24 protein-coding genes and 1 tRNA gene are annotated in these 20,694 nt (G+C 67.2%); 17 read left to right on the plus strand and 8 right to left on the minus strand.

The window, feature by feature from the left end:
• Positions 1 to 5: 5 nt before the first annotated feature.
• Complete coding sequence (locus DP939_RS46230) at positions 6 to 170, minus strand: hypothetical protein (RefSeq protein ID WP_158578631.1); 165 nt, start codon at positions 168 to 170, stop codon at positions 6 to 8.
• A 59-nt stretch (positions 171 to 229) separates the two neighbouring features.
• On the opposite strand from DP939_RS46230, the gene DP939_RS49130 reads away from it, so the two are divergent.
• Positions 230 to 703: a hypothetical protein gene (locus DP939_RS49130; RefSeq protein ID WP_199565308.1), complete on the plus strand. Its 474-nt coding sequence runs from the start codon at positions 230 to 232 to the stop codon at positions 701 to 703.
• 1,886 nt (positions 704 to 2,589) lie between these two features.
• Here DP939_RS49130 and DP939_RS21045 read toward each other — a convergent pair.
• Positions 2,590 to 3,369 carry a GntR family transcriptional regulator gene (locus DP939_RS21045; protein WP_113982436.1) on the minus strand — a complete coding sequence of 260 codons (780 nt, stop codon included), beginning with the start codon at positions 3,367 to 3,369 and terminating at the stop codon, positions 2,590 to 2,592.
• A gap of 78 nt (positions 3,370 to 3,447) precedes the next feature.
• Between DP939_RS21045 and DP939_RS45470 the strand changes: the two genes are divergently transcribed.
• The 3 genes from DP939_RS45470 to DP939_RS46235 all read left to right on the plus strand — a co-directional run bounded on the left by DP939_RS45470 (position 3,448) and on the right by DP939_RS46235 (position 4,733).
• Positions 3,448 to 3,801, plus strand: coding sequence for a histidine kinase (locus DP939_RS45470; RefSeq protein ID WP_147268060.1), 354 nt, complete (start codon positions 3,448 to 3,450; stop codon positions 3,799 to 3,801).
• On the plus strand, positions 3,798 to 4,145 hold the full coding sequence (locus DP939_RS21050) for a hypothetical protein (protein ID WP_113982437.1): 348 nt from the start codon (positions 3,798 to 3,800) through the stop codon (positions 4,143 to 4,145). Before DP939_RS45470 ends, DP939_RS21050 begins: the two co-directional genes overlap by 4 nt.
• A gap of 417 nt (positions 4,146 to 4,562) precedes the next feature.
• Complete coding sequence (locus DP939_RS46235) at positions 4,563 to 4,733, plus strand: hypothetical protein (protein ID WP_158578632.1); 171 nt, start codon at positions 4,563 to 4,565, stop codon at positions 4,731 to 4,733.
• A gap of 187 nt (positions 4,734 to 4,920) precedes the next feature.
• Here the strand turns inward: DP939_RS46235 and DP939_RS21060 are convergent, their stop codons facing one another.
• Genes DP939_RS21060 through DP939_RS21070 form a run of 3 tightly spaced genes read right to left on the minus strand, consistent with a single transcriptional unit; the run spans position 4,921 to position 6,144 of the window.
• The gene (locus DP939_RS21060) at positions 4,921 to 5,256 is read right to left on the minus strand and encodes a hypothetical protein (protein ID WP_113982439.1); all 336 of its coding nucleotides are present in this window, start codon (positions 5,254 to 5,256) and stop codon (positions 4,921 to 4,923) included.
• 10 nt (positions 5,257 to 5,266) lie between these two features.
• Positions 5,267 to 5,815, minus strand: coding sequence for a hypothetical protein (locus DP939_RS21065; RefSeq protein ID WP_113982440.1), 549 nt, complete (start codon positions 5,813 to 5,815; stop codon positions 5,267 to 5,269).
• Positions 5,812 to 6,144, minus strand: coding sequence for a hypothetical protein (locus DP939_RS21070; protein WP_113982441.1), 333 nt, complete (start codon positions 6,142 to 6,144; stop codon positions 5,812 to 5,814). Before DP939_RS21070 ends, DP939_RS21065 begins: the two co-directional genes overlap by 4 nt.
• Before the next feature lie 170 nt (positions 6,145 to 6,314).
• Here DP939_RS21070 and DP939_RS21075 point away from each other — a divergent pair, with 170 nt between their 5' ends.
• The 12 genes from DP939_RS21075 to DP939_RS45475 all read left to right on the plus strand — a co-directional run bounded on the left by DP939_RS21075 (position 6,315) and on the right by DP939_RS45475 (position 15,740).
• Positions 6,315 to 6,494, plus strand: a complete 180-nt coding sequence (locus DP939_RS21075) for a hypothetical protein (protein WP_113982442.1) — start codon at positions 6,315 to 6,317, stop codon at positions 6,492 to 6,494.
• Positions 6,495 to 6,591: 97 nt separating this feature from the next.
• Positions 6,592 to 6,924: a WhiB family transcriptional regulator gene (locus tag DP939_RS21080; RefSeq protein ID WP_158578633.1), complete on the plus strand. Its 333-nt coding sequence runs from the start codon at positions 6,592 to 6,594 to the stop codon at positions 6,922 to 6,924.
• The gene (locus DP939_RS21085) at positions 6,924 to 7,175 is read left to right on the plus strand and encodes a hypothetical protein (RefSeq protein WP_113982444.1); all 252 of its coding nucleotides are present in this window, start codon (positions 6,924 to 6,926) and stop codon (positions 7,173 to 7,175) included. The genes DP939_RS21080 and DP939_RS21085 overlap by 1 nt, the downstream gene beginning before the upstream one ends.
• Positions 7,172 to 8,089, plus strand: a complete 918-nt coding sequence (locus tag DP939_RS21090) for a DUF2637 domain-containing protein (protein WP_147268061.1) — start codon at positions 7,172 to 7,174, stop codon at positions 8,087 to 8,089. The genes DP939_RS21085 and DP939_RS21090 overlap by 4 nt, the downstream gene beginning before the upstream one ends.
• Positions 8,089 to 8,367 carry a hypothetical protein gene (locus DP939_RS21095; RefSeq protein WP_113982446.1) on the plus strand — a complete coding sequence of 93 codons (279 nt, stop codon included), beginning with the start codon at positions 8,089 to 8,091 and terminating at the stop codon, positions 8,365 to 8,367. Before DP939_RS21090 ends, DP939_RS21095 begins: the two co-directional genes overlap by 1 nt.
• 90 nt (positions 8,368 to 8,457) lie before the next feature.
• The gene (locus DP939_RS21100; protein ID WP_113982447.1) at positions 8,458 to 10,605 is read left to right on the plus strand and encodes a cell division protein FtsK; all 2,148 of its coding nucleotides are present in this window, start codon (positions 8,458 to 8,460) and stop codon (positions 10,603 to 10,605) included.
• A gap of 140 nt (positions 10,606 to 10,745) precedes the next feature.
• A complete protein-coding gene (locus DP939_RS21105) occupies positions 10,746 to 10,970 on the plus strand; it encodes a hypothetical protein (RefSeq protein WP_113982448.1) in 225 nt (74 codons plus the stop codon).
• An 11-nt stretch (positions 10,971 to 10,981) separates the two neighbouring features.
• Complete coding sequence (locus DP939_RS21110; RefSeq protein ID WP_113982449.1) at positions 10,982 to 11,866, plus strand: bifunctional DNA primase/polymerase; 885 nt, start codon at positions 10,982 to 10,984, stop codon at positions 11,864 to 11,866.
• Between the two features lie 22 nt (positions 11,867 to 11,888).
• A complete protein-coding gene (locus tag DP939_RS21115; RefSeq protein ID WP_199565309.1) occupies positions 11,889 to 13,067 on the plus strand; it encodes a DUF3631 domain-containing protein in 1,179 nt (392 codons plus the stop codon).
• Between the two features lie 116 nt (positions 13,068 to 13,183).
• Positions 13,184 to 13,378 (plus strand): helix-turn-helix transcriptional regulator, encoded by a 195-nt coding sequence (locus DP939_RS21120; RefSeq protein ID WP_113982502.1) that lies wholly within the window; start codon positions 13,184 to 13,186, stop codon positions 13,376 to 13,378.
• 11 nt (positions 13,379 to 13,389) lie between these two features.
• Positions 13,390 to 14,754, plus strand: a complete 1,365-nt coding sequence (locus DP939_RS21125) for a tyrosine-type recombinase/integrase (RefSeq protein ID WP_113982450.1) — start codon at positions 13,390 to 13,392, stop codon at positions 14,752 to 14,754.
• A 119-nt stretch (positions 14,755 to 14,873) separates the two neighbouring features.
• Positions 14,874 to 15,740, plus strand: a complete 867-nt coding sequence (locus tag DP939_RS45475; RefSeq protein ID WP_147268062.1) for a hypothetical protein — start codon at positions 14,874 to 14,876, stop codon at positions 15,738 to 15,740.
• 162 nt (positions 15,741 to 15,902) lie between these two features.
• On the opposite strand, the gene DP939_RS21130 is transcribed toward DP939_RS45475, so the two are convergent.
• Positions 15,903 to 15,974, minus strand: a tRNA-Arg gene (locus DP939_RS21130).
• 116 nt (positions 15,975 to 16,090) lie between these two features.
• On the opposite strand from DP939_RS21130, the gene DP939_RS21135 reads away from it, so the two are divergent.
• Positions 16,091 to 16,480, plus strand: coding sequence for a response regulator transcription factor (locus tag DP939_RS21135; protein ID WP_113982451.1), 390 nt, complete (start codon positions 16,091 to 16,093; stop codon positions 16,478 to 16,480).
• Here the strand turns inward: DP939_RS21135 and DP939_RS49135 are convergent.
• Together DP939_RS49135 and DP939_RS21145 are read right to left on the minus strand one after the other, a co-directional pair.
• On the minus strand, positions 16,407 to 19,298 hold the full coding sequence (locus DP939_RS49135) for a helix-turn-helix transcriptional regulator (RefSeq protein ID WP_113982452.1): 2,892 nt from the start codon (positions 19,296 to 19,298) through the stop codon (positions 16,407 to 16,409). The two genes, DP939_RS21135 and DP939_RS49135, sit on opposite strands and share 74 nt — an antisense overlap.
• A 42-nt stretch (positions 19,299 to 19,340) precedes the next feature.
• Positions 19,341 to 20,558 (minus strand): hypothetical protein, encoded by a 1,218-nt coding sequence (locus DP939_RS21145; protein WP_113982453.1) that lies wholly within the window; start codon positions 20,556 to 20,558, stop codon positions 19,341 to 19,343.
• Positions 20,559 to 20,694 lie beyond the last annotated feature (136 nt).

Below are 20,694 nucleotides of genomic sequence, written 5' to 3' on the forward strand. Positions count from 1 at the left end.
CACCATCACACGATGGGCATCCCCGCCCGCGCAACCCAGCCTTTGATCGTCTCCCACTCGCTTCCCCAGGCGTTGGAGACGATCGTGCCGTCGCGGGTGATCTGCCGGTTCTCAGCGACGCCGTAAGTCTGGACCAGATCGCCGGTGAGCTGGGCGGTCGCCCTCGCCACCAGCGGGCCGTCATCGGCCAGGTCAGATCCTCGCCATTGACGCCGCCGAGGCGTCGGAGGTGGTGGTCACCATGGGTTGTGGCGATGCTTGCCCGATCTTCCACCGCAAACGCCACGAGGATTGGAAGCTCAACGACACGACCGAGATCGAAGCCGACCCACCTACGCAAGACGCTCAAGCCGAACTGCTCGGCATGATCCCCATGCTCAGAACCAGCCTCGGCAGCATCCCCCCGGAGCTCCAGCGCGAACTCTTCCAAGCCTTCCGCCTGGAGATCCGTTACGACGACAGAACCAACGTCGCCGTGCTCAACATGACGCTCGACAGCGACACCATCGAAGGGGTCGCGAGCATGGCCGAAGCCATCCAGACAGACCAAAACGGGCGCCTCCAAGAGGCGCCCGAGGACGTAGATCTTAAGCGTGCCCCCTGTAGGATTCGAACCTACGCACCCGGCTCCGGAGGGGGGTGCAGATTACGACGACACATACCAGTTGACCTGGGCGTTTACCAGTTACACATGGGAAAATGATGATACTGGCCCGCATGTGGCCCACAGGCTCCAGGCCGCCCTTGCATTCCCTCATAGATGAGTACACGCTAAACCGTAGCAATGAGAAACGGGACACGTTGGTGATCAACTCCATCCAGGCGAGCAGATTCACGTCTAGGAGTGGCCGTCAGTCGAGGGATCGCGTGGAGCAAGGCATGCTTGGCTGTCACTGGACATCGTGAGCCTGAAGGCTGGGTTGAACTGGTGACTCCGACCACAGCGCACTCCACTCGAAGGCGATGCCCGATCCATCGGAACAGGACCACGCCTATGCCGATCGCGCTGTACCTCACGTGCCGCTTGGCGCACCGCACCCAAGGATCACTACAGCGACCAGTAGACAACACTTGGGTCTGCCCCAAGCCCACCCAACTACCGGTGCCCCCGGCCGCCAGCAAGACGGCAGGGGAATTGGGGGGCATCGCTACAGGCATGTAGTGCCTCAGCCACAAGCGCCGCCTTGAAAATAGACCAATTCACATCACGAATGAGAGCCGCATGCGCGACGATTTTCCTTCCGCAGTAAAAAGGAGGCTAGCGGACGCTACGGGGCATCGATGTTCTGCTCCAACTTGCCGAGCAGTGACGGTTGGCCCTTCGGATACCAAAAGCGATGGCGTCTCGCGCGTTGGTGTCGCAGCCCATATAGCAGCCGCTTCTTTTGGAGGCCCTCGATTTGACTCCCGCATGTCGCCCGAGGAACGCTCGTCATACAATAACGGAATCTGGCTGTGCGCTACACACGCGAAAATGATTGACGACGATACCAGGCGCTTTACTGTTCGTTTGCTCACAAGCTGGAAGAACAAAGCAGAAGGCAACGCCAGAGAAGCCCTCGGACGACCTATGCACAGCGACTCCTGCAGCTTAGCAGCGCATATAGTTGACATTCACCCAAGCTCCAATCTTGGGCTAGCCGTATCAAACTTCATGTGGGATATAGGCCTGCGCGCATGGGGGGAAGGCCACGCAAGTATAGTTGAGAACGTTACATATGAGATTTGCCTCAACCATATAGCCCACAGCCAAGATCCCAGACCAATAAGGCTGTCTTCCGACCAGTCGGGTGTCTCCATCGCAATAAGCGGCTCCAAGTTTGGCCTTATAGATTTGCTCGGCTCCACGCAGGGTCGTGGCGGGCAAGCCGCCTTGAAAGCGCTCCGCCAACATTATAAAAATGATCTATTGGTTAACTACCGCTATTACAATGGACGAAGCGAGTGGGCCATACGTAATATACTGCTAAGCGACGACGTCGGCCCCTGCTCAATCAAGATACAAGACCTGGCACCGAGGGTCATAGCGAATCTTCCGGAGCAGTTAGCCGCATGCGATGAAATTCATGTATACGCGTCGGGGCTATTTCGCTTCAGCGATGCACCTCAGGTATTCAAGCGCTTACTAAAATTTGGAGCGGAGAAATCGATAGTGATTCACGGTCTCCCGGAAGAGCCAGGATTAAGGCAATACATCCTTACCTTAGCCCCGAACAGTCGATTCGGATAGTCATCTGCTACTGAGGGGGCTCGCGATCCATTAGGCACATAATACCATCCCTCCAATGAGCAATAATCAAGCAGTGCGATAAGCTCGACAAGAGGTGACGATATGAGATGTAATTAGGTGGGGCCAGCGAGATAAGCCGACAGGACCATATATCAAGCAAGGACTGGATGGAAAGGTCATCATTTCAGGCGACACTCATAGATGCTGGGACGCTTTTGGCAGCAGCTCTTCTATGTAGCCTGAAGCGGGGGTCACGGGAGGCGGTTCACCGTTTTGAAGAATCAGCTAAAGCGCTCAGGGCATTTCTGCGAGCGAAGCTCTACGAGCTTCCGCGGACGCTGCGAATTCCGCGTGATCCACTACCCTGAGAAGCGACCCATCTTGCCGCAGTAGACTAGGGCAAAACGGTCGGCGGGCACCACGATATCGGCAGTCTCCACCGGCTGTTCAGCTGCGTAGTAGGTGCGCTGGATAGTCATTATGGTGGAGCCAGGCGCGTGCCTTAGACGGTCGCACTCCATTGCCGTACCGGGACGCGCGCCGACTTCCTCGACCCAGTCGTCGATCACGACGCCGATGCTCAGCATCCGCTCAACCACTCCCCTGCCTGCAAGCATGCCGTCCTCGGGCAGCACGATCGGCGTGCCTCGTGTGGTGGCCAAAGGCTCCCAGCTAGTTGAGAGCATCACCGGCTCTTCGTTGGCCGTGAAGACGTAGTGGGTCCTGACCACGTCTTCCGTGTCGCCTTCCGGCTCTGTGAGCGCCAGGCGGGTGCGGATCTCTGGGGGTGCCTGGAGTGTCTGGGAGTCGTAGGTCCAGCCGGCGGCGCGGCCCTGGCGTTCCATGTCCTGGCGGAACGGTGAGCCGTACGGCGTTGCTCGGTACCACGCACGGATCAGGCGTTGTGGCTCGCGAGGTAGGCGGACGAAGGTACCCGCTCCTGAGCGGGCGACGGCGAGACCTTCGGAGATGAGGACCTTCAGCGCTTCGGACGCGGTAGAGCGCGCGATTCCGAGGTCGGAGGCGAGCCCTGGGACGGAGGGTAGGCGGTCGCCCTCCTGTAGCTCGCCGGACGTGATCTTGGCGCGCAACTGGTCGGCCACTTGGAGGTACAAAGGCCGTTCATCGTCTCGATCCACGCGGGTAGCTTGACAGCCTTACCGGTAAGCTTCAAGCTTGTCGATACGCAGCTTGACCTACCCGAGAAGGTTGGGGCGATGTATCGACAGTCCCTCCCACCCACCGAAGCCAGCATCGAAAGCGCCGGCGTCTGGGCGCGCGGCATCGCCAAGGCCGAGGAGCCTGGCCTTGCCGCCGTGGCCGACCAGGTCACCCGAGGCTTACTGTCCGCGGCGCTCCGACGGACGCCGCCTGGTGGACGCATCCACGTCGAGATCGACATCACCGCCGATGGCTTTCGAATTGAAGTCGAGGACCCAGGGCTTCCCGACCCGACCGGCGGAATCGAGACGGCCGAACTGTCGAGCGTCACGACCTCCTTCGGCGCCTCATGCGGCCCTGAGGGACACCGCACATGGGTACTTCTGCGAAGACAACGGATGGCGTCATGACCGCACGCGATGCAGACGACAAGACCCCAGACGACGCCAACCGGCAGGCGGACCCGAATGACGGATTTCCGCTGATCTCGCGCGCTTTCCGAGACGCGGTCAAGGCCGTCCGAGCGATTCCGGAACCGCGACGGGCCTTCGACAGCGCGACCGATCTTGCCGAGACGGTTCGCGGGATGGCGGACACTGCGGCTCAAGTTCGCGCCGAAGCCGCCGCACGCATTCACCGGGCGGAGGGGCTGTCGATCGGCAAGCTGGCCCTGCGCCTCGGAATCTCGAAGGCACGCGCCGAACAGCTACTCAGGATGGCGCGCAGAGCGAGGAACGACCATGCAGAAGGGTAGAGCGCGCTTCCTTTACCCGGCCTCAGCAGCAGAGCAGCTTCAGCGTGCCCTCGCGCAACTCGATATCGCCGCCGATGTCCACGTAGGAGACCGCATCGCGCTCGTCTCCGTGTGGACCGACCTGGTCGTCTGGACTGACGGTGTCATTTACCTCTGGTGGACGGGAAGGACCTCCCCCAGGACACGGCGATACGTCTACACGGGCTACCCGGTCACGCGTCTGGAAGCGGTCGCCCAAGCGGTGAAACATCGCTATGACGCCCTGCGCGCCTACCGGCGTCCGTGGTCCGCGGATGGTGCGCCATGTGGTCGATGACACGCAGTTGGAATCCGAACGACTTTCCGCCGAGCACCAGCGAGCAGGTTCAGGCGGCCCGGGAAGCTGTCGCCCGAGTGCGAGCCGCAATAGCCATCGTTGTGACGCGCTCCTTTGGTGACCAGGCCCTGGACGTCGTCCGCACCTGGGAGTTGTCCCGCAAGGCGATGGACGAGGCGGCCGAGCGCTACCAGATGCCGCCGATCTCAGATGAGGAATGGGAGATCGTCACAGACCGGCGCGGCGGCGGGGTCGATGGCCCTTCCTCGTAGGGGGAGGAAGGGAGGCACCTCCCCTGCCGCCGCGCCACTCACGACCCCCTAAGCTCCTCCCCCGCCTCAACGGCCATCGGCCGAGGTCACGCCCTTGTCCTTCGCATATCCGCCCCACACCCCCGTGCGGATATGCGCCCACGAGGTCGGCCCCGTCTCATGGCGTGAGGCGGGGGAGGTCCGTTCATCACATCTCTTCGGCACTGATGTCGGCCGACAGCGTGACCGTGACGCCGCCATAGTCCGACTTCGCCGCGTGCATGTGAATGCCCTCAGAGCGTTTGATGCCTTCGGGCCATGGCTCGGCATCAATGGCGGCCTGCCAGGCATAGAAGTCCTGCTGCCGCTGTATCGGATCGCTGGCAAAGCACTGCCCGACCAGCAACGGACCGGCACCACCGTCACCGATCGTCCACGAGATAGAAGGCAACTCCTCGCGCCCCGTGCGCTCAAGAAGGTTTCCGAGAGCCCGGTACGCCTCTCGCTGGGCGCTCAGCCTCTCGTCAGATTCGTAGCCCATCATCAGAACCCCATTAAGGAATGCTCGCGCCGGGAATCACGATCGGCGACTCTCCATGCTTGTGGTCGTACATGCCGGCGAGTGCCGGACGGAATGCGGTGAGGTGCCCCCGCCACACATCGCTCAACGCCTCACGCGCCGACGAATCTGTTTGCAGCAGGAACTGAAGGTGCCTCAGCCCGTGCATGAGGACATCGATGTATCGCGGAAACGGCGCTTCAGTGGCCTTCACCTCGATCGGTTTCCCGACCGCATCGGGGAGTTCTGGGCTGATCGGCGCGGCTTGCGGCCATCGGTCAAGCGCCAGTTCGTCAGAGTCGCCGACCACGGCCACGTACGTAAGGATCACCGCTGTGTCATCGGCCCGCCACGAAGTCGAGTGCAGTAGCTTCGCCTCCCCGGTGCGGTGCTCCCCCAATAGCGCCTCAACCTCGCTGTGCGGGTCGCTGTCCTGGCGAATGGCGTCGGACCGCCAAGCGTCCTGGCCGCTGATCAGCCATAGGCCGACACGGTCAGCAGCGACGGGCCAGACTTCAACGCGCACCTCGGTGTTGGGACTCACGTGGCTTCCTCCGGAACGGGATTTGCCTTCTCATCCGCCTTCTTGGCGGTATTGATGAGCTGTGCCGCACGTGCTTTCGAAATGCTGATGCGATCGGCCAACCCGGAGAGCGACAGGCGTTCGCTCTTGAAAATGCGGGCAGCCGACTGCGCGCGTAGATCGCCCGATGCTTCGCTGAACCGCTGAAGCGTCTCGACCAGCTCGGTCGCCTCGGCGTACGCCCGGTCAGCGTCGGGATCGTTCTGGATGGCACTCACCGCGGACTCGAAAGCGCGCACAAGGCCGGCCAGCGCGGCGGCTACGCCCTCGTTCGCGTCCTGGTCCTGCATGCAGCCCAGGTTACGCGAACCGTCAAGGGGGGCCTAGACACGCCGCGCTCCCCCGTCGACTCCTCTGGGACACGCCGCCGTGTAGTCCCCCCTTGACGTTCGTACAGGGGGGCCTGTACGGTCTTTCGTGTAGGCCCCCCTGTACGGCACCCGACCAGAGGAGACACCCAATGATCCCCGTCACGAAGCCCCGCCGCCTGCTGCCCACGCTGTTCGTGCTCGTGACCGTGTTCTTCGTGCTCTACGCCGTCAAGCAGCCCGAGCGGGCCGCTCAGGTCTTCCTCGGCCTCATGAACGGCATCGCGATGCTGATCGACGCCGTGAGCAGGTTCATCAATGCCCTTGCCTGACCTCAGAAAAGACATCGGAGCGGCCCCGATCCGCCAAGACACGAAGCCGCTCCGGTCTCCCTGCACCCATCACAGAGCAACAAGGAGTGCCACCATCATGGCAACCGATCCCATTCCCGTCTCTACCGGCAAGGTGATGCTTCACCCTGCCCTGCTTTCCCCCGGCCAGCGACGCAAGGCGTTTCGCGCCAAGGGCACCATCCCGAGCGTCGAGTGTTGGGTCGACCCCGAGTTGCACACCGGGCCGTGCCGTGCCGAGTCCCCCGAGGAGCGCGCCGCGCGTGAAGACGTGGCTCGCGACCTGTGCGGGTCCTGCCCCGCGCGCCGCCTCTGCGCGGACTACGCGCGCAGGGCATGCCCGGACTCGGGCGTGTGGGCGGGCATGACCCCGGACGAGATTCACCGCGTGCCCGAAGCGCAGGTGGCGTGATGAGCCGCGCCTTCCAGGACCCGGCCGGCGCCCGCCACGGCATCCCGACCTACCGGTGGCGCGCGGCCCCGCCGTACCTGCTGACCCTGCGGCAGCTCACCGCGCGGGGCCTGCGTCCGCACGGCCGTCAGGCACAGGCTCAGGTACTTCGGCGTACCCGTCGCCACGGCGCTCATGGTGTGCGCGCCGTCTACCTGTACGACGTCCGGCTCGCGCTGCCGAACCGTACCCGTCGGAAGTGCGCCGCATGAACGATCCCTCGACCGCCCCAAAGCCGCTCAGCCAGGGCGAACACACCGCCGTCAACGTTACCGCCGCCGCAACCGCCGTCCTCGGTCTGCTCGGCTTCGTGATCAGCTTCGCCACGGTCGCGTCGGCCGCCGCGCCGTCCTTCGGCCGACTGGCCTGGATCGTGCCGCTTGGCGTTGACCTCGGCATCGCCGTGTTCTCCGCGCTGGACATCGTGCTTGCCCGCCTCGGCATGCGATTGCGCTGGCTCCGGCTGATCCCGTGGATCCTGACCGCCGCCACCGTCTACCTCAACATCGCCACCTACCTCAGCGCTCCCCCGGTCGATTGGTTCGCCGTGGTGTCACATGCGGTGCTGCCGCTGCTGTGGGTCGTGGCCGTGGAGGTCGGCGCGCACGCCGTCCGCAAGCGCGCCGACCTCGCCAAAGCCGACCGCATGGATGGCATCCGCCGTTCGCGCTGGCTGCTGGCTCCGCTGGCCACGTTCGCGCTGTGGCGGCGCATGGTGCTGTGGGAGATCCGCAGTTACCCGGCCGCGCTCGCCCGCGAACGTGACCGCATCCTGGCCAAGACCGATCTTCAGGACCGCTACGGACGTCTGTGGCGGGCCAAAGCCACCAGGCGCGAGCGCGCTCTGTACCGCCTCGGCGAACTGGTACCCGCGTCCGCGCGTGAACTCGTACGACCCACGCCGCCCAAGCCGCTCGCCCCGAAGAACGGCAAGGCCACGCCGGACGTCACCGACCTGATTCCGGTCGGGCGTCGAGTCGCCGCCGACCTCAACGCCCGCGGGCTGCCGCTCACCCGTGATCGCCTGCGCGCGGCGGTCCGCCAGTCCGGCCGGTCGATCTCGACCGACCGCGCGGGTGCGCTCCTCGCACAACTACGCGCCGAGAAGACAAGCAAGGCCGCGTGATGAGCCTGCGCATCGACGAAACGCTGATGACCTGCGACCGCTCCGGCCAGCAAGCCGTACGACGTGCGGACGGCCGCTGGACCGTGACTGGTCACCCCGGACGGACCTTCGACCGCGACCAGGCCATCACCGCCCTCACCATCGGCGAAGTCCTGGCCATCGACCCGCCGCCCAGTGACCCGATCTGGCTGTTCGTCCCTGGCTGGCAAGCCGAACTCGCCGGACCGACCGCCACCACGACAGCGGACCGACCGCACCGGACGGACCGCCGCACGTAGTTCACGGACGGGGCGCGGACCCCACTCGCCAAAGCCGGACCGCGCCCCGCCCACCCCGCGCAACGCCAACGCACACGAGGTGAACTCATCATGTCCGACCACCCCGACGACCGTACACAGCAGCCCGATCAGGAAGCGGAGATCGTCCACCTGGACAAGTTCCGCGCCGGTCGCCACCCCTACCCGCCCACGCGCGTTGACCTCCCCGGCCGCGACGAACACGACTGGATCAGCGACCTGGAGGAGAAGACCAAGACGCGCCGCCCGATCGTGCCGCTGTGGCTGCGCTCCCGGGCCGAGGCCCTGAGCATTCTGCGGTGGATCGCCGCACACTACGCCTACGTGGCCGGCTACCAGGTGAGCCGCGCCCCGCTGTACGCCGGGCGGCTGGCCGTACGCTCCCCGCGTGGCCTCGGCCGCCTGGTGAGCGGGTTCTTCCGGTGGACCTTCGACCTGGAGGGCGAGCCGGTACGGCTGGCCACAGTGCAAAAGGCCGACCCCGAGGCGTATCTGAAGCTGAGCAGGCAGCGAGACGCGCGGGTACGGCTGCGCGTGTTCGTCACCCTACTCACCCTCGCCACGCTACTGATCGCCAGCATCCTTGTAGCCGCCGCGCCCACACCCGCCCAATGGGCAACGCTGGCGTTCACGCTGACCCTGCTGGGTCTGCTCGGACGTCCGGCCGACCGGCCGCTGATCGACCGCGCGGTCATCCCCGCCTCGGTGGAGAAACTGACCAGTGATGTCGTGATCCGCGCGCTGGGCTCGCTCGGCATCGCCGCGATCAACCAGGCCGTCGCCAAGAACCCGCGCAACCCGCTGGACTTCAAGGCCCCCATCACCAGGGACGGCCCCGGCTGGCGCGCGGACGTTGACCTACCGTACGGCGTGACCGTCGCCGAGGTCATGGACCGGCGCGACAAGCTCGCCTCCGGCCTACGCCGCCCGCTTGGCTGCGTGTGGCCGGAGACCGTACCCGAGGCGCACACCGGCCGCCTCATGCTGTGGGTCGGCGACCAGGCCATGAACAAAGCCCGCCAACCCGCCTGGCCGCTACTGCGCTCCGGCAGCGCGGACCTGTTCAAGCCCACCGCGTTCGCCACCGACCAGCGCGGCCGGTTCGTCGGGCTGACGCTGATGTTCGTGTCGGTGATCATCGGCTCGATCCCGCGCATGGGCAAGACGTTCCTGCTCCGGCTGCTGGCGCTGATCGCTGCTCTGGACCCGCGTACCGAACTGCACGTCTACGACCTGAAAGGCACCGGCGACCTGTCGGCGCTGGAATGCGTCGCCCACCGCTACCGCGCCGGAGACGACGACGAGGACATCGAGTACGCCATCACCAGCATGCGCGCGCTGCGTGAGGAGTTGCGCCGCCGCGCCAAGGTGATCCGCAACCTGCCCAAGGACATCTGCCCTGAGTCGAAGGTCACGCCCGAACTGGCGGGCACCAAGAGCCTCGGCCTGCATCCGATCGTGATCCCGGTGGATGAGTGCCAGGTCTGGTTCGAGCACGAACGGTACGGGGCCGAGTTCGAAGCCATCTGTACCGACCTGGTCAAGCGTGGCCCCGCACTGGGCATGGTGCTGATCTTGGCCACTCAGCGCCCGGACGCCAAAGCCCTGCCCACCGGCGTCAGCGCCAACGCCGCCGTACGGCTGTGCCTGAAGGTGATGGGCCAACTGGAGAACGACATGGTGCTGGGCACCTCGGCCTACAAGAACGGCGTCCGCGCCACCATGTTCAGCTTCAACGACAAGGGCATCTGTTACTTCTCGGGCGAGGGTGAGAACCCGCGCATCGTGCGCTGTGTCTACCTTGACGCCCCGGCCGCCGAGAAGATCGCCCTGCGCGCCCGCGCCGTACGCCAGCAAGCCGGAACGCTGTCGGGGCACGCCCTGGGCGAGGACTTCGACGCACCCGAGGCCGCGCCGGTCCGCGATCTGCTCGCCGACATCGCCGCCGTGGCGAACGAGCCGAAGCTGTGGAACGAGGTCGTTGTCGATCGCCTCGCCGAACTACGACCCGAGGTCTACGGCCCGTGGGGCGAGCTGGAAGGCGCGGCCAAGACCGCGCAACTCACCAACGCCCTCAAGCCACACGGCGTCAAGACCGGCCAGGTCTGGGGCACCACCGCCGATGGCAAGGGCGCCAACCGTATCGGGATCACCCGCGACGACATCACCCAAGCCCTCACCCAACGTGACAGCCGCAAGGGCACGGGCGCGGCCTCCTGACCATCCGTACGCCTCTAGACCTAGAGGCCACCCCCTCTAGGTCTAGAGGGTCCGCTAGACCTCTGAACCCCGCTCTGCCTCCGGTCTAGCGCCTAGACACCGACCTGCGCCGACCCGCTGAAACGGCACTGGAGACCACTTTGGCGACTCTTCTTGCCCTACTAGGCATCTATCTACTGCTCGTCACGCTCGGTTACGTCCTCATCTGCCTGACATGCCCGTGGCGCACCTGCCCGCGCTGCCGAACCATCACCGCCCACCGCCGCCGCATCTGCCGCGCCTGCTCCGGCACCGGCATGCGGCCCCGCCTCGGCTGGCGCATCTACACATACCTGCGCCGCCTTCACGACGACGGCACCCGCTGAAAGGCCCGCTCATGACTGATCTCACCCGCTACGCCCTGGCCGCCGCCGCACGCGGCTGGCACGTCTTCCCGCTCACCCCGTACAGCAAGCGCCCCCTGCGCGGCTTCACCGACTGGGAACGCCACGCCACCACCGACCCCGCTCGCATCCGCGACATGTGGGCGCGCGGCCCGTTCAACATCGGCATCGCCTGCGGCCCCTCCCACTTGGTCGTACTCGACCTGGACACCCCCAAGCCCGGCCAGCACCCACCACCACCGTGGAACCAACCCGGCATCAACGACGGAGCCGATGTACTCGCCACCCTCTGTGAACAGGCCAGAGAGGCGCTGCCGCTGGAAACCTTCACCGTCCGCACCCGCCGAGGCGGCACCCACCTCTACTTCACCGCCCCGCCCGGCGCACGCCTCGGCAACACCGCCGGACGTCTCGGCTGGCTGATCGACACCCGCGCGAGTGGCGGCTACGTCGTCGCCCCCGGCAGCCACGTCGAACTCCCGGACGGCACCGGCCACTACGAAGTCCTGCACGACACCGCCCCCGCCCCGCTCCCCCGCTTCCTGTTCCAGCACCTCCAACCGGCCGCCGTACCGGCCACGCGGCCGGTACGGCTCACCCTGCCGTCTGGGCGGCGACGCTCCTATCTGCACGCCGCGATCGTCCGCGAACTGGAGCGCGTCACCACCGCGCCAGAAGGCCAGCGAAACAGCTCGCTCTACCTCGCCGCCATCGCCCTGGGCCAACTCGTGGCCGGCGGCGCGCTCGACCACCACGAGGTCTCAACCCTGCTGGAACAGGCAGGCGGCGACGTCGGCCTGAGCCCCGCCGAGACCCGCACCACCGTCGCATCCGGGCTTCGCGCCGGAGCCAAACGCCCCCGCACACTCGCCGCCTGATCACAGAACAAAGGAATCACCCATGCACCGACCCATCACCCACAGCGCGACCCTGCTCGACGGACTGTGTGCAGCGCTGACCCGCTACGTCGTCCTGCCATCACCACAGGCCGCCGACGCCATCACACTGTGGATCGCCGCCACCCACGCCCAACCCGCATGGGCACACGCACCGCGCCTGGTCATCCGCGGACCCGAAAAGCGCTGCGGCAAATCCCGGCTACTGGACGTCGTGGAAGCCACCTGCCACGAGCCGTTCATCACCGTCAACAGCAGCAGCGCCGCCGTCTACCGCTCCATCAGCGACGACCCGCCCACCATGCTCGTGGACGAAGCCGACACCATCTTCGGCCCCAAAGCGGACGGCAACGAGGACCTGCGCGGTCTCCTGAACGCCGGACACCAGCGCAACCGACCCGCCAAGCGCTACGACGCCAACTCCGGCCGCGTGGAGTCCATCCCGACCTTCGCCATGGCCGCGCTCGCCGGAATCGGCACGATGCCCGACACCATCGAAGACCGCGCCGTGGTGATCCGCATGCGCCGCCGCGCCCCCGGCGAAACCGTCTCCCCCTACCGCCACCGCCGCGACCGGCCACCGCTCCGCCAGCTCGCCGAAGACCTTCGTACCTGGCTCCGCGCCGATCTGACCACCTTGGAGGCCGCCGAACCCGCCATGCCCGTCGAAGACCGCGCCGCCGACACCTGGGAACCCCTGGTCATCGTCGCCGACCACGCCGCCGGCCCCTGGCCCGACCGCGCCCGCACTGCCGCCCTGGCACTCACCGCCGAGGCCGACGACAACGGCCAGAACTCCACCCGGCTCCGTCTGCTGGCCGACTGCCGTACCGCCTTCGGCACCGACCCCGCCTTGCCCACCACGATCCTGCTGGAACGGCTCAAGACCGACCCCGAAGGCGGCTGGGCCGGCCACGGCCCCGCCGGACTGACCGCCATGAAGCTCGGCACGATGCTCCACGAGTACGACATCCGCTCCGGCAACATCCGCTTCCCCAACGGCACCCAGGCCAAGGGCTACCAGCGGGCCGACTTTCTCGACGCCTGGGACCGCTACTGCCCCGCCCTCGCCCCAGTCCCTGAAGCCGACGTCGTCCCTATCAACCGGGGTAGCCGTCCCAGCCGTCCCAGCCTCGTCATCCCAGATCAACGCGGGACGGCCGGATTCCCCGGGACGGCATGAGCCGTCCCAAGCCCGCAGCCGTCCCAACCCTGACCAGCACAAATGAGCCTGGGACGGATGGGACGGCTACCCCCCGCCTCTCCACACTGATGACGCCCGAAAGGCACAGCTCACCCATGGCGAACGGTCTGAAGTCCATGCTGTCCATCGCCGAAGTCCTCGGCGAGATCGACGTTCCGAAGTCCACCTTCTACCGCTGGTTGAACACCGGCCGTGGCCCCAAGTCGCTCAAGCTGCCCAACGGCAAGCGCAAGATCCGCCGCACCGATCTGGACGCATGGCTCCGCACCTTCGAGCAGGGCGCGGCGTAGGGGGACAGCGCATGGAAACCATGGACATAGCCATCTGGACCATCCGGCAGCGCAAGGGCAGGGCCAAGCCGTACGAACTGCGCTGGAAAGTTGGTACCGAACCCAAGTCCAAGTCGTTCCTCACCCGCGCCCTTGCCGACGTCTTCCGCGCCGACCTTCTCAAAGCCGCCAAGAAGGGCGAACCCTTCGACACGGTCACCGGCCTGCCGGTCTCCCGGACGAAGACAGAGAAAGCCGCTCTGAGCTGGTACGACTTCTGCCGAAAGTACGTGCGTATGCGCTGGAAGGCTGCCGCTGCCAAGACCCGCGAAAGTATCGTTGACAGTCTCACCGTGGCCACGTTCGCCATGCGTGGCGACGCTGCCTCTGGCCTCTCCAAGAAGGACATCAGAGGCGCCATGCAATGGGCTCTCATCCCCCACCAGGAGGACGAGACGCCCCCGCCTCGTCTCGACTACGCCGTTCGCCTGCTTCAAAAGGGCACCCTCAAGGTAAGGGATCTCGCCGACCCGATCGTTGCCCGCAAAGTCTGTGAAGAACTCACCCTTACCCGCGATGGCAAACGCGCGGCCGCCGATACAACAGCCAGACGCCGCCGTGGCCTCAACACCGCGCTCGAATACGCTATCGACCTCGGCGAGCTGACCGAGAACCCGCTCAAGCGCATCAAGCAGAAGAAGACAGCCAGGGACAACACCGTTGACCGCCGATGCGTGGTCAACCCCACCCAGGCCCGCGAACTCCTCGTCAGCCTCTCCTACGTCGGCAGTTGGCACCGCGGACGTGGCCGCCGCCTGGTGGCCTTCTTCGCCACGCTTTACTTCGCCGGTCTCCGCCCCGCCGAGGCGATCGGGCTTCGGGAGACCGACTGCCACTTGCCGGAGACGGGGTGGGGGATGCTCACCCTAGAAGTCACCCGCCCGAGCAGCGGCAAGCAATGGACCGACAACGGGACCGTCCACGACGAGCGTGGCCTCAAGCAGCGTGAGGAACGGGAGGTTCGGCCAGTCCCCATTCCACCGGAGCTGGTTCGCATCCTACGAGCGCACCTCGAAGAGTTCGGCACAGCCCCAGACGGCCGACTCTTCCGCAACGAGCGGGGTGGCGTCCTTGGGGCTTCCACCTACTCGCGTGCCTGGGAGGAGGCACGCTACTTCGCCCTGAGCCCGCAACAGGTCAACTCGCCCCTTGCCGGTAAGCCCTACGACCTACGCCACGCCGCCCTCTCTACGTGGCTCAACGGGGGTGTTGATGCGACCCTCGTAGCCGAGCGCGCGGGAAATAGCGTAGAGGTCCTTCTCAAGCGCTATGCCAGGTGTCTCGACGGCAGGCAGGAGGAAAGCAACCGGAAGATTGAAGCAGCCCTGTACACCTAGAGGCGATCTCTGGCGCACCCTTCCGTCACCGTACCTCCAACCGGCGGCGGACGACTCACCAAGGCAGCTAGTCTTAGCATACTGCCGAGTTTGAGCTCGAATACACGTATGCTGGAGACGTGGAACATCGAGGTGCGCCGACATACAGGCCCGAAGATGAAACTTTTCTCGAAGGCAAACAGTACCTAGATGCCCGCAAAGCCCTGGAAAGTGCTACAGAGATATTATCGCTCGAAACCCTTCCCAAGATAGGGGAGAAACTACCCAAGGCACTGGCCGCTCTGGGGGATGCTCTTTCTATCGCCGAACGCGCATCGAGTTGCTGGTGGGGATGCAGTCAAGGCAGCCATTCGATCGAATACATGCTAGGTGGCATCGTCTCAACAGCTCTCGCATCAACGAGAATACTGCTGACAGGCTTCTATGATGAGTCACTTACCCTAACTCGATCAATCGCCGAACGCGGCAACCTTTTCCACCTACTTCGAGGCAGGCCGGAGGAAATCGCCAGATGGGAGGCTGCCAGCGAGAACGGCCGATGGCAGGAGTTCTCACCGGTGAAGGTCAGGCTCCGACTGGAAGAACTCGGGGATACACCACCTACGCAGCAGGACAGATACAAAGCACTGAGTGGGCGCGGCATTCATCCGGGCGCGAAGCCTCAAGCGTTCAACCCTCAGCAGCGCGCGGCCAGCGCCGGCATCTTCCAGCCAGTAGGAATGGCTGTAGCATTAAACGAACTTGCTCGGGCAGTTGCGCTTGCCCTAGGCATCGGCGTATTTCTGCTCACACACTTACCGTTGGACATGAGGAAGGAACTTCAACGCCGAGTGCTACCGCTTGCCGAGACGGTAGGTGGCGCCACCATCGTAGACGTTGACGAGTTTCTCACACGCCATCACAGCCAGCAGGCCTACGCAGCCGGTGCTCCGCACTCCCAGCAGACCAGCGATACGCAGAGTCCACATGGGCCACCCACCGACTGACGCCCCGAGGACAGCGGACTCCTCACCGAGGGACCTGGCCCACAACTAGCCCACAACCGGCGAGCGGCAACGAGAACGGGCGGGACTCCGTGGGACTGGAGGCCCGCCCGTACTTGTACTATCTACCCTGGTCAGCGGCTGGAAGCGCTGATCAAGACCGCGTGCCCCCTGTAGGATTCGAACCTACGCACCCGGCTCCGGAGGCCGGTGCTCTATCCCCTGAGCTAAGGGGGCGCGATGCGGAACTAGGTTACCAGTATCTGGGGGGCCCTCTGCACCAGGATATCTCCGGGGTCAGAAGTCGCTGGAAAGTCGGGCGGGGTGGGCTGGGGAGGGCTAGTGTCGCCGCCGTGGGTGAGCATCTTGGGCGGGTACTGGTGGTGGATGATGACGAGGTCATCCGGCAGCTCATAGCGGTGAATCTGACGCTGGAGGGGTTCGAGGTCGAGACGGCGAGTGATGGGCAGGATTGCCTGGATCGGGTGCTCGATGTGCGGCCGGATGTGGTGACGTTGGATGTGATGATGCCGCGGCTGGACGGGTGGGCGACGGCGGCGCGGTTGCGGGGGGATGAGGGGACGAGTGGGATCAAGGTGGTGATGATCACTGCTCGGGCGCAGGATGACGATCGGCGGCGGGGCAGGGGGATCGGGGTGGACGCGTATCTCACGAAGCCGTTCGATCCGGCGGAGCTGATCGAGGTGGTGCGGGGGCTGGCGCTGCCGGAGCGTACCGGGTGATCAGGGCGGCGGCCTGGGTGCGGGTGGAGACGCCCAGTTTGGCGAGGATGTTGGAGACGTGGACGCTGACCGTCTTCTGGGCGATGAAGAGGCGTTCGGCGATCTCGCGGTTGGTGAGGCCCTCGGCGACGAGGGTGAGGACTTCGCGTTCGCGGTGGGTGAGGTTGTCGGAGGCGGGGGTCGACGGGGATGGGGCGAAGCGGGCGCGGCGGCCGAGGGCGGTGAGGGCGTCGATGAGCGGGGTGGCGTCGAGTTCGCGGGCCGTGGTGAGGGCGGCTTTCCACTCGTCGGCCGCGGCGGGGCGGTCGCCCGCGGTGATGAGGGATTCGGCGAGGCGCCAGCGGGAGCGGGCGACCTCGTAGGAGAAGCCGTAGTCGAAGGCGGTGACGACGCGGGCCCAGGTGGCGGGGGTGGCGGTGCCGCGTACGCGGTGCCGTTCGGCCTCGGCGCGGGCGAGCCAGGCCAGGCCCTCGACGCCGAGCGGGCCGCGGGCGCCTGAACCGGGGCCGGTGGTGGCCGCGTGGCGGGCTCGGGCGAGCAGGTCGTCCGCCAGGTCGACGTCGGCGGTACTTCCACCGGAGCCGGTTTCGGCGAGGGCGGCGAGGCCGATGGCGCAGATGCGGATGAGCACCGGGTCGTACGGCTCGACGATCTCGATCAGCGCCTGGACGTGGGCGAGGGCCGCCGCAGGGTCGCCGCGCCAGAGGGCGTGTTCGGCCTCCAGGCCGCGCGACATGTACGCGATCAACGGCAGCCGCTGGAACTTGCGCAGCCACGACAGCCGCTCCTCGGCGGCCGGCTGGCCGCGGGCCACCTCCACGAACAGCGCGAAAGAGGACAGCAGGGCCTCGGCCTCGGTGCCGACGCGGATGGGGAAGCCCGCCGCCACGCGCTGGGCGTCGTCCCATTCGCCGAGGACGTAGTGGATGAGGAAGCGCAGGAAGCGGAGTTCGGTGCCGAAGGTGCTCCAGGAGAGCCCGGTCTCGCCGGCGAGGCGTACGCCGCGGTCGGCGGTGTGGGCGGCCGGGGCCAGGTCGCCCGCCTCGTATTGGAGGCGGGCGAGGTTGAACAAGCCGCGCAGGTTGGTGGACAGGTCGGGGCCGGGGCGGGAGGTGACGCGCTTGAGCAGGCGTTCGGCGGTGGCGCGGTCGCCCGCGGTGGAGGCGTACGCGGCCAGGGAGATGAGCGCGCTGTTGGCGGCGTCCGCCTCGCCGGCGGCCTCGGCGACCGAGAGGGCGCGGGCGGCGAGGTCGGTGCCCTCGTCGTGCCGGGTGGTCCAGTACAGGACGCGGGCGTAGGTGGCCAGCGCGTGGGCCTGCATGGGGCCGTCGGGGGCGGCCTCCACGGCCGCCTGGGCGGCGTGGATGGCGCCCGGCGCGTCCTCGATCTCGGTGAGGTAGTAGGCCAGCCGCTCGTTGACCTCGGCGGTCGGCGGAAGCTCCTTGAGCTGGGCGACCGCGCGGCGGTTGTCGCCGCTGTCGGCGGCGGCCACGGCGCTGCGCAGCCCGAGGGTGGTGCGGTCGGTGCCGGTCAGCCGTTCGGGGTCGGGTACCCGGTCCCACAGGCCCAGCGCCTGGTCGAAGTGGCGGTGGGCCTCGGCGGGGGCGCCCAGGCGCAGCGCGCGGCGGCCCGCCTCGGCCGACGCGGCGAGCGCGCCCGCGAGGTCGTGGCTGGCGAGGTGGTGGTAGGCGAGTTCGGCGGGGTTGCCGTCGCCGGGGTCGGCGGTCAGCAGCGCGGCGTACCGCGTGTGCAGGCGGGTACGCTCGCCGGGCAGCAGGTCACCGTAGACCGCCTCCCTGAGCAGGGCGTGCCGGAAGACGTAGCCGTACCCGTCGCGCAGCAGCAGCCCCCTGGACACGATCTCGCGCAGCGCCTCGTCGAACCCGGACTCCTCCAGCCCGGCGGCCCTGGCGAGCAGGTCGTGGTCGGCGCGGCGGCCCGCCACCGAGGCGGCGCGCAGCGCCTGCTGGGCCGGTTCTGACAGCCTTTCGACGCGGGAGAGCAGGAGTTCGGCGAGCCCTTCCGGAAGGCCGGCGTCCTCGTCGCAGTCGTCGTCGCGGGCGGCGAGCAGTTCCTCGGCGTAGAAGGCGTTGCCTCCGGCACGTTCCACGATCGAGTCGATCGAGCCGGTGGACGCCGCGGCGGGGGCCGCCAGCGCGGCCAGGTGGTCGGCCATGGCGTCGGGGGGCAGCGGGCCGAGTTCGACCGGGACGACGATGGGCAGCCGGCGCAGTTCGGCCAGCAGCGGGCGGAGCGGGTGGCGGCGGTGGATGTCGTCGGTGCGGTACGTGCCCGCCAGGCAGACGCGCTCGGACTGCAGCATGCGGGTGAGGAAGACGAGCAGGTCACGGGTCGAGCGGTCGGCCCAGTGCAGGTCCTCCAGCAGGAACAGCACCGGCTGTTCCGCGGAAAGGTCGCTGAGCAGCGCCAGGACCTGCCCGAACAGCCGCTGCTGGGTGAGTCCGCCCACCGGCTCCTCGTCGGTCTCGCCGCGCGTGCCGGGCAGCAGGCGGCGCAGTACGGGCCAGGCCGCGACCTGGTCGAGGGGCGCGTCGCGGAGGGCGTCGGCGAGCGGGAGGTACGGCACGGCGTCGCCCAGTTCGGCGCACTGCCCGGCCATGACCATGAACCCGGCCCCGGACGCCCACTCCGCCAGCTCGGTCACCAGGCGCGTCTTGCCGATCCCGGCGTCGCCGCCGACGAGCGCCACGCCCGCCGACCCTTCGGCCGCCGCGCGGGCGACGCCGATCAGCCGGTCCAGCTCGGCGGACCGCCCGATCAGCGCGCTTTCCGCCGGTCGCCACGCTCGCCACGCCATGCGCCGAGTATGCCATGTCAGACCAAAGCGGACCTTTGCGCCTCAGGGGGTCTGGGCCAGGGCCTCGGGGATGCGGTCGAGCACCGGGAAGGGGGCCAGGCCGTACGCGTAGAAGTCGACCGCCTGCGCGCCCGCCGCGCGCACCGCGCGGACCTTGGCGGCCAGCCGGTCGGCCGAGTCGGTGTCGGGCAGGCCGGGGCGCAGCACCGCGCGGATCTGCCGGTCCTTGCCGACCGAACGGCGGTACGCGGCCACGTCGTCGGCCACCCTCGCCGCGTCGCGGGCGTAGGCGAGCACCCCGAAGGAGGGCACGAGGTCGCCGAGCGCCAGCAGGTCGATGCCGAGCTGCCAGGCGTCGTGGGCGGCGAGCCCCGGGGAGGGCAGGCCGTCGGAGTATCCCTTGTGCGCGCCGGTGGCGTCGAGGAACACCAGCCTGGAGCCCTCTTCGGCCACGGCCGACGCCACCGCGGACACCAGCGAGGTCACCGTCTCGGAGCGGGCGCGGGCGTAGGCGACGACGTCGGGACCGGCGTACGCGGTGAGCGCCGCGCGGGTGACCTCGCCCTGCGCGGGCGGGTCGCCGTCCAGGATGCCGCCGACGATCCGGGCGCACTCCTCCCTGGCCACCTCCGCGTGGACGCCGAGGTCGGTGGCCCGGCGCATGCAGTACTCGCAGAAGCACAGGCTCAGCAGGAACGCGTCCATCGGGCCGAGCGGGACGAAGCACCGCTCATGGTGGTAGCCGTGGGCGAAGGGCGCGAAGTGCAAGGATTCGGCCACCACGCCGTCCACGCCCTGCCGGGCGACCGCACGGGCCAGCGCCTCGGCGTAGAACCGCACGTCGGGGTGGGCGGGGCACAGGTCGGCCGGGGACCCCCGGTCACCGAAGCAGTTGCGCACGGTGACGTCGGGGTTGGCCAGGCCGAGCGTGGTGTTGTGCAGGAAGACCGTCCAGCCGTACAGCTTGAGGCCGCGTACGGCAGTGGCCTCGCGCAGCGCCGCCAGCGGCTCCTCCGCCGCGCCGTCCTGGATCGGCGGGGCCAGCCGCAGCTCGGTGAACAGCTCCTCGGGCGGATGGAAGTGCGTGCCGTCGTAGCGCAGGGTCACGCGGGTCTGGCCGTGCGGGGTGACGTCGCGGGCGCGGTGGTAGGCGGCGGCGACGGTGATCCCGCCCGCGCCGTACGCGGTCAGGCGGTCGAGCACCTTGTCCATGCCCTCGCCCCTGATGTCCTCGACGAAGACGTATACCGAACTGTCCACCTCAGCCGTCCTGCCGTCTCGAAAACCGCGTGCCATCGAACCTGCCGTAATGCCTGTCACCCTGCCCTGCCGGAAAGCGCTCCGGATCGCGCCTCGAAGCCGTGTCGAGAAGACCCGGGGGCCGGGTCAGAAGATA

Source organism: Spongiactinospora rosea, from assembly GCF_003315795.1.
GTDB classification, from domain to species: Bacteria; Actinomycetota; Actinomycetes; order Streptosporangiales; family Streptosporangiaceae; genus Spongiactinospora; species Spongiactinospora rosea.

What these genes read in the sequence shown, in the direction of transcription:
- DP939_RS21115 (WP_199565309.1), top strand. Translation starts at nt 11,889, where the DNA reads ATGCACCGACCCATCACCCACAGCGCGACCCTGCTCGACGGACTGTGT.
- DP939_RS21100 (WP_113982447.1), top strand. Translation starts at nt 8,458, where the DNA reads ATGTCCGACCACCCCGACGACCGTACACAGCAGCCCGATCAGGAAGCG.
- DP939_RS21070 (WP_113982441.1), bottom strand. Translation starts at nt 6,144, where the DNA reads ATGCAGGACCAGGACGCGAACGAGGGCGTAGCCGCCGCGCTGGCCGGC.
- DP939_RS21095 (WP_113982446.1), top strand. Translation starts at nt 8,089, where the DNA reads ATGAGCCTGCGCATCGACGAAACGCTGATGACCTGCGACCGCTCCGGC.
- DP939_RS21120 (WP_113982502.1), top strand. Translation starts at nt 13,184, where the DNA reads ATGGCGAACGGTCTGAAGTCCATGCTGTCCATCGCCGAAGTCCTCGGC.
- DP939_RS21090 (WP_147268061.1), top strand. Translation starts at nt 7,172, where the DNA reads ATGAACGATCCCTCGACCGCCCCAAAGCCGCTCAGCCAGGGCGAACAC.
- DP939_RS49135 (WP_113982452.1), bottom strand. Translation starts at nt 19,298, where the DNA reads ATGGCGTGGCGAGCGTGGCGACCGGCGGAAAGCGCGCTGATCGGGCGG.
- DP939_RS21110 (WP_113982449.1), top strand. Translation starts at nt 10,982, where the DNA reads ATGACTGATCTCACCCGCTACGCCCTGGCCGCCGCCGCACGCGGCTGG.
- DP939_RS21060 (WP_113982439.1), bottom strand. Translation starts at nt 5,256, where the DNA reads ATGATGGGCTACGAATCTGACGAGAGGCTGAGCGCCCAGCGAGAGGCG.
- DP939_RS21050 (WP_113982437.1), top strand. Translation starts at nt 3,798, where the DNA reads ATGACCGCACGCGATGCAGACGACAAGACCCCAGACGACGCCAACCGG.
- DP939_RS21085 (WP_113982444.1), top strand. Translation starts at nt 6,924, where the DNA reads ATGAGCCGCGCCTTCCAGGACCCGGCCGGCGCCCGCCACGGCATCCCG.
- DP939_RS21125 (WP_113982450.1), top strand. Translation starts at nt 13,390, where the DNA reads ATGGAAACCATGGACATAGCCATCTGGACCATCCGGCAGCGCAAGGGC.
- DP939_RS21075 (WP_113982442.1), top strand. Translation starts at nt 6,315, where the DNA reads ATGATCCCCGTCACGAAGCCCCGCCGCCTGCTGCCCACGCTGTTCGTG.
- DP939_RS45470 (WP_147268060.1), top strand. Translation starts at nt 3,448, where the DNA reads ATGTATCGACAGTCCCTCCCACCCACCGAAGCCAGCATCGAAAGCGCC.
- DP939_RS21080 (WP_158578633.1), top strand. Translation starts at nt 6,592, where the DNA reads ATGGCAACCGATCCCATTCCCGTCTCTACCGGCAAGGTGATGCTTCAC.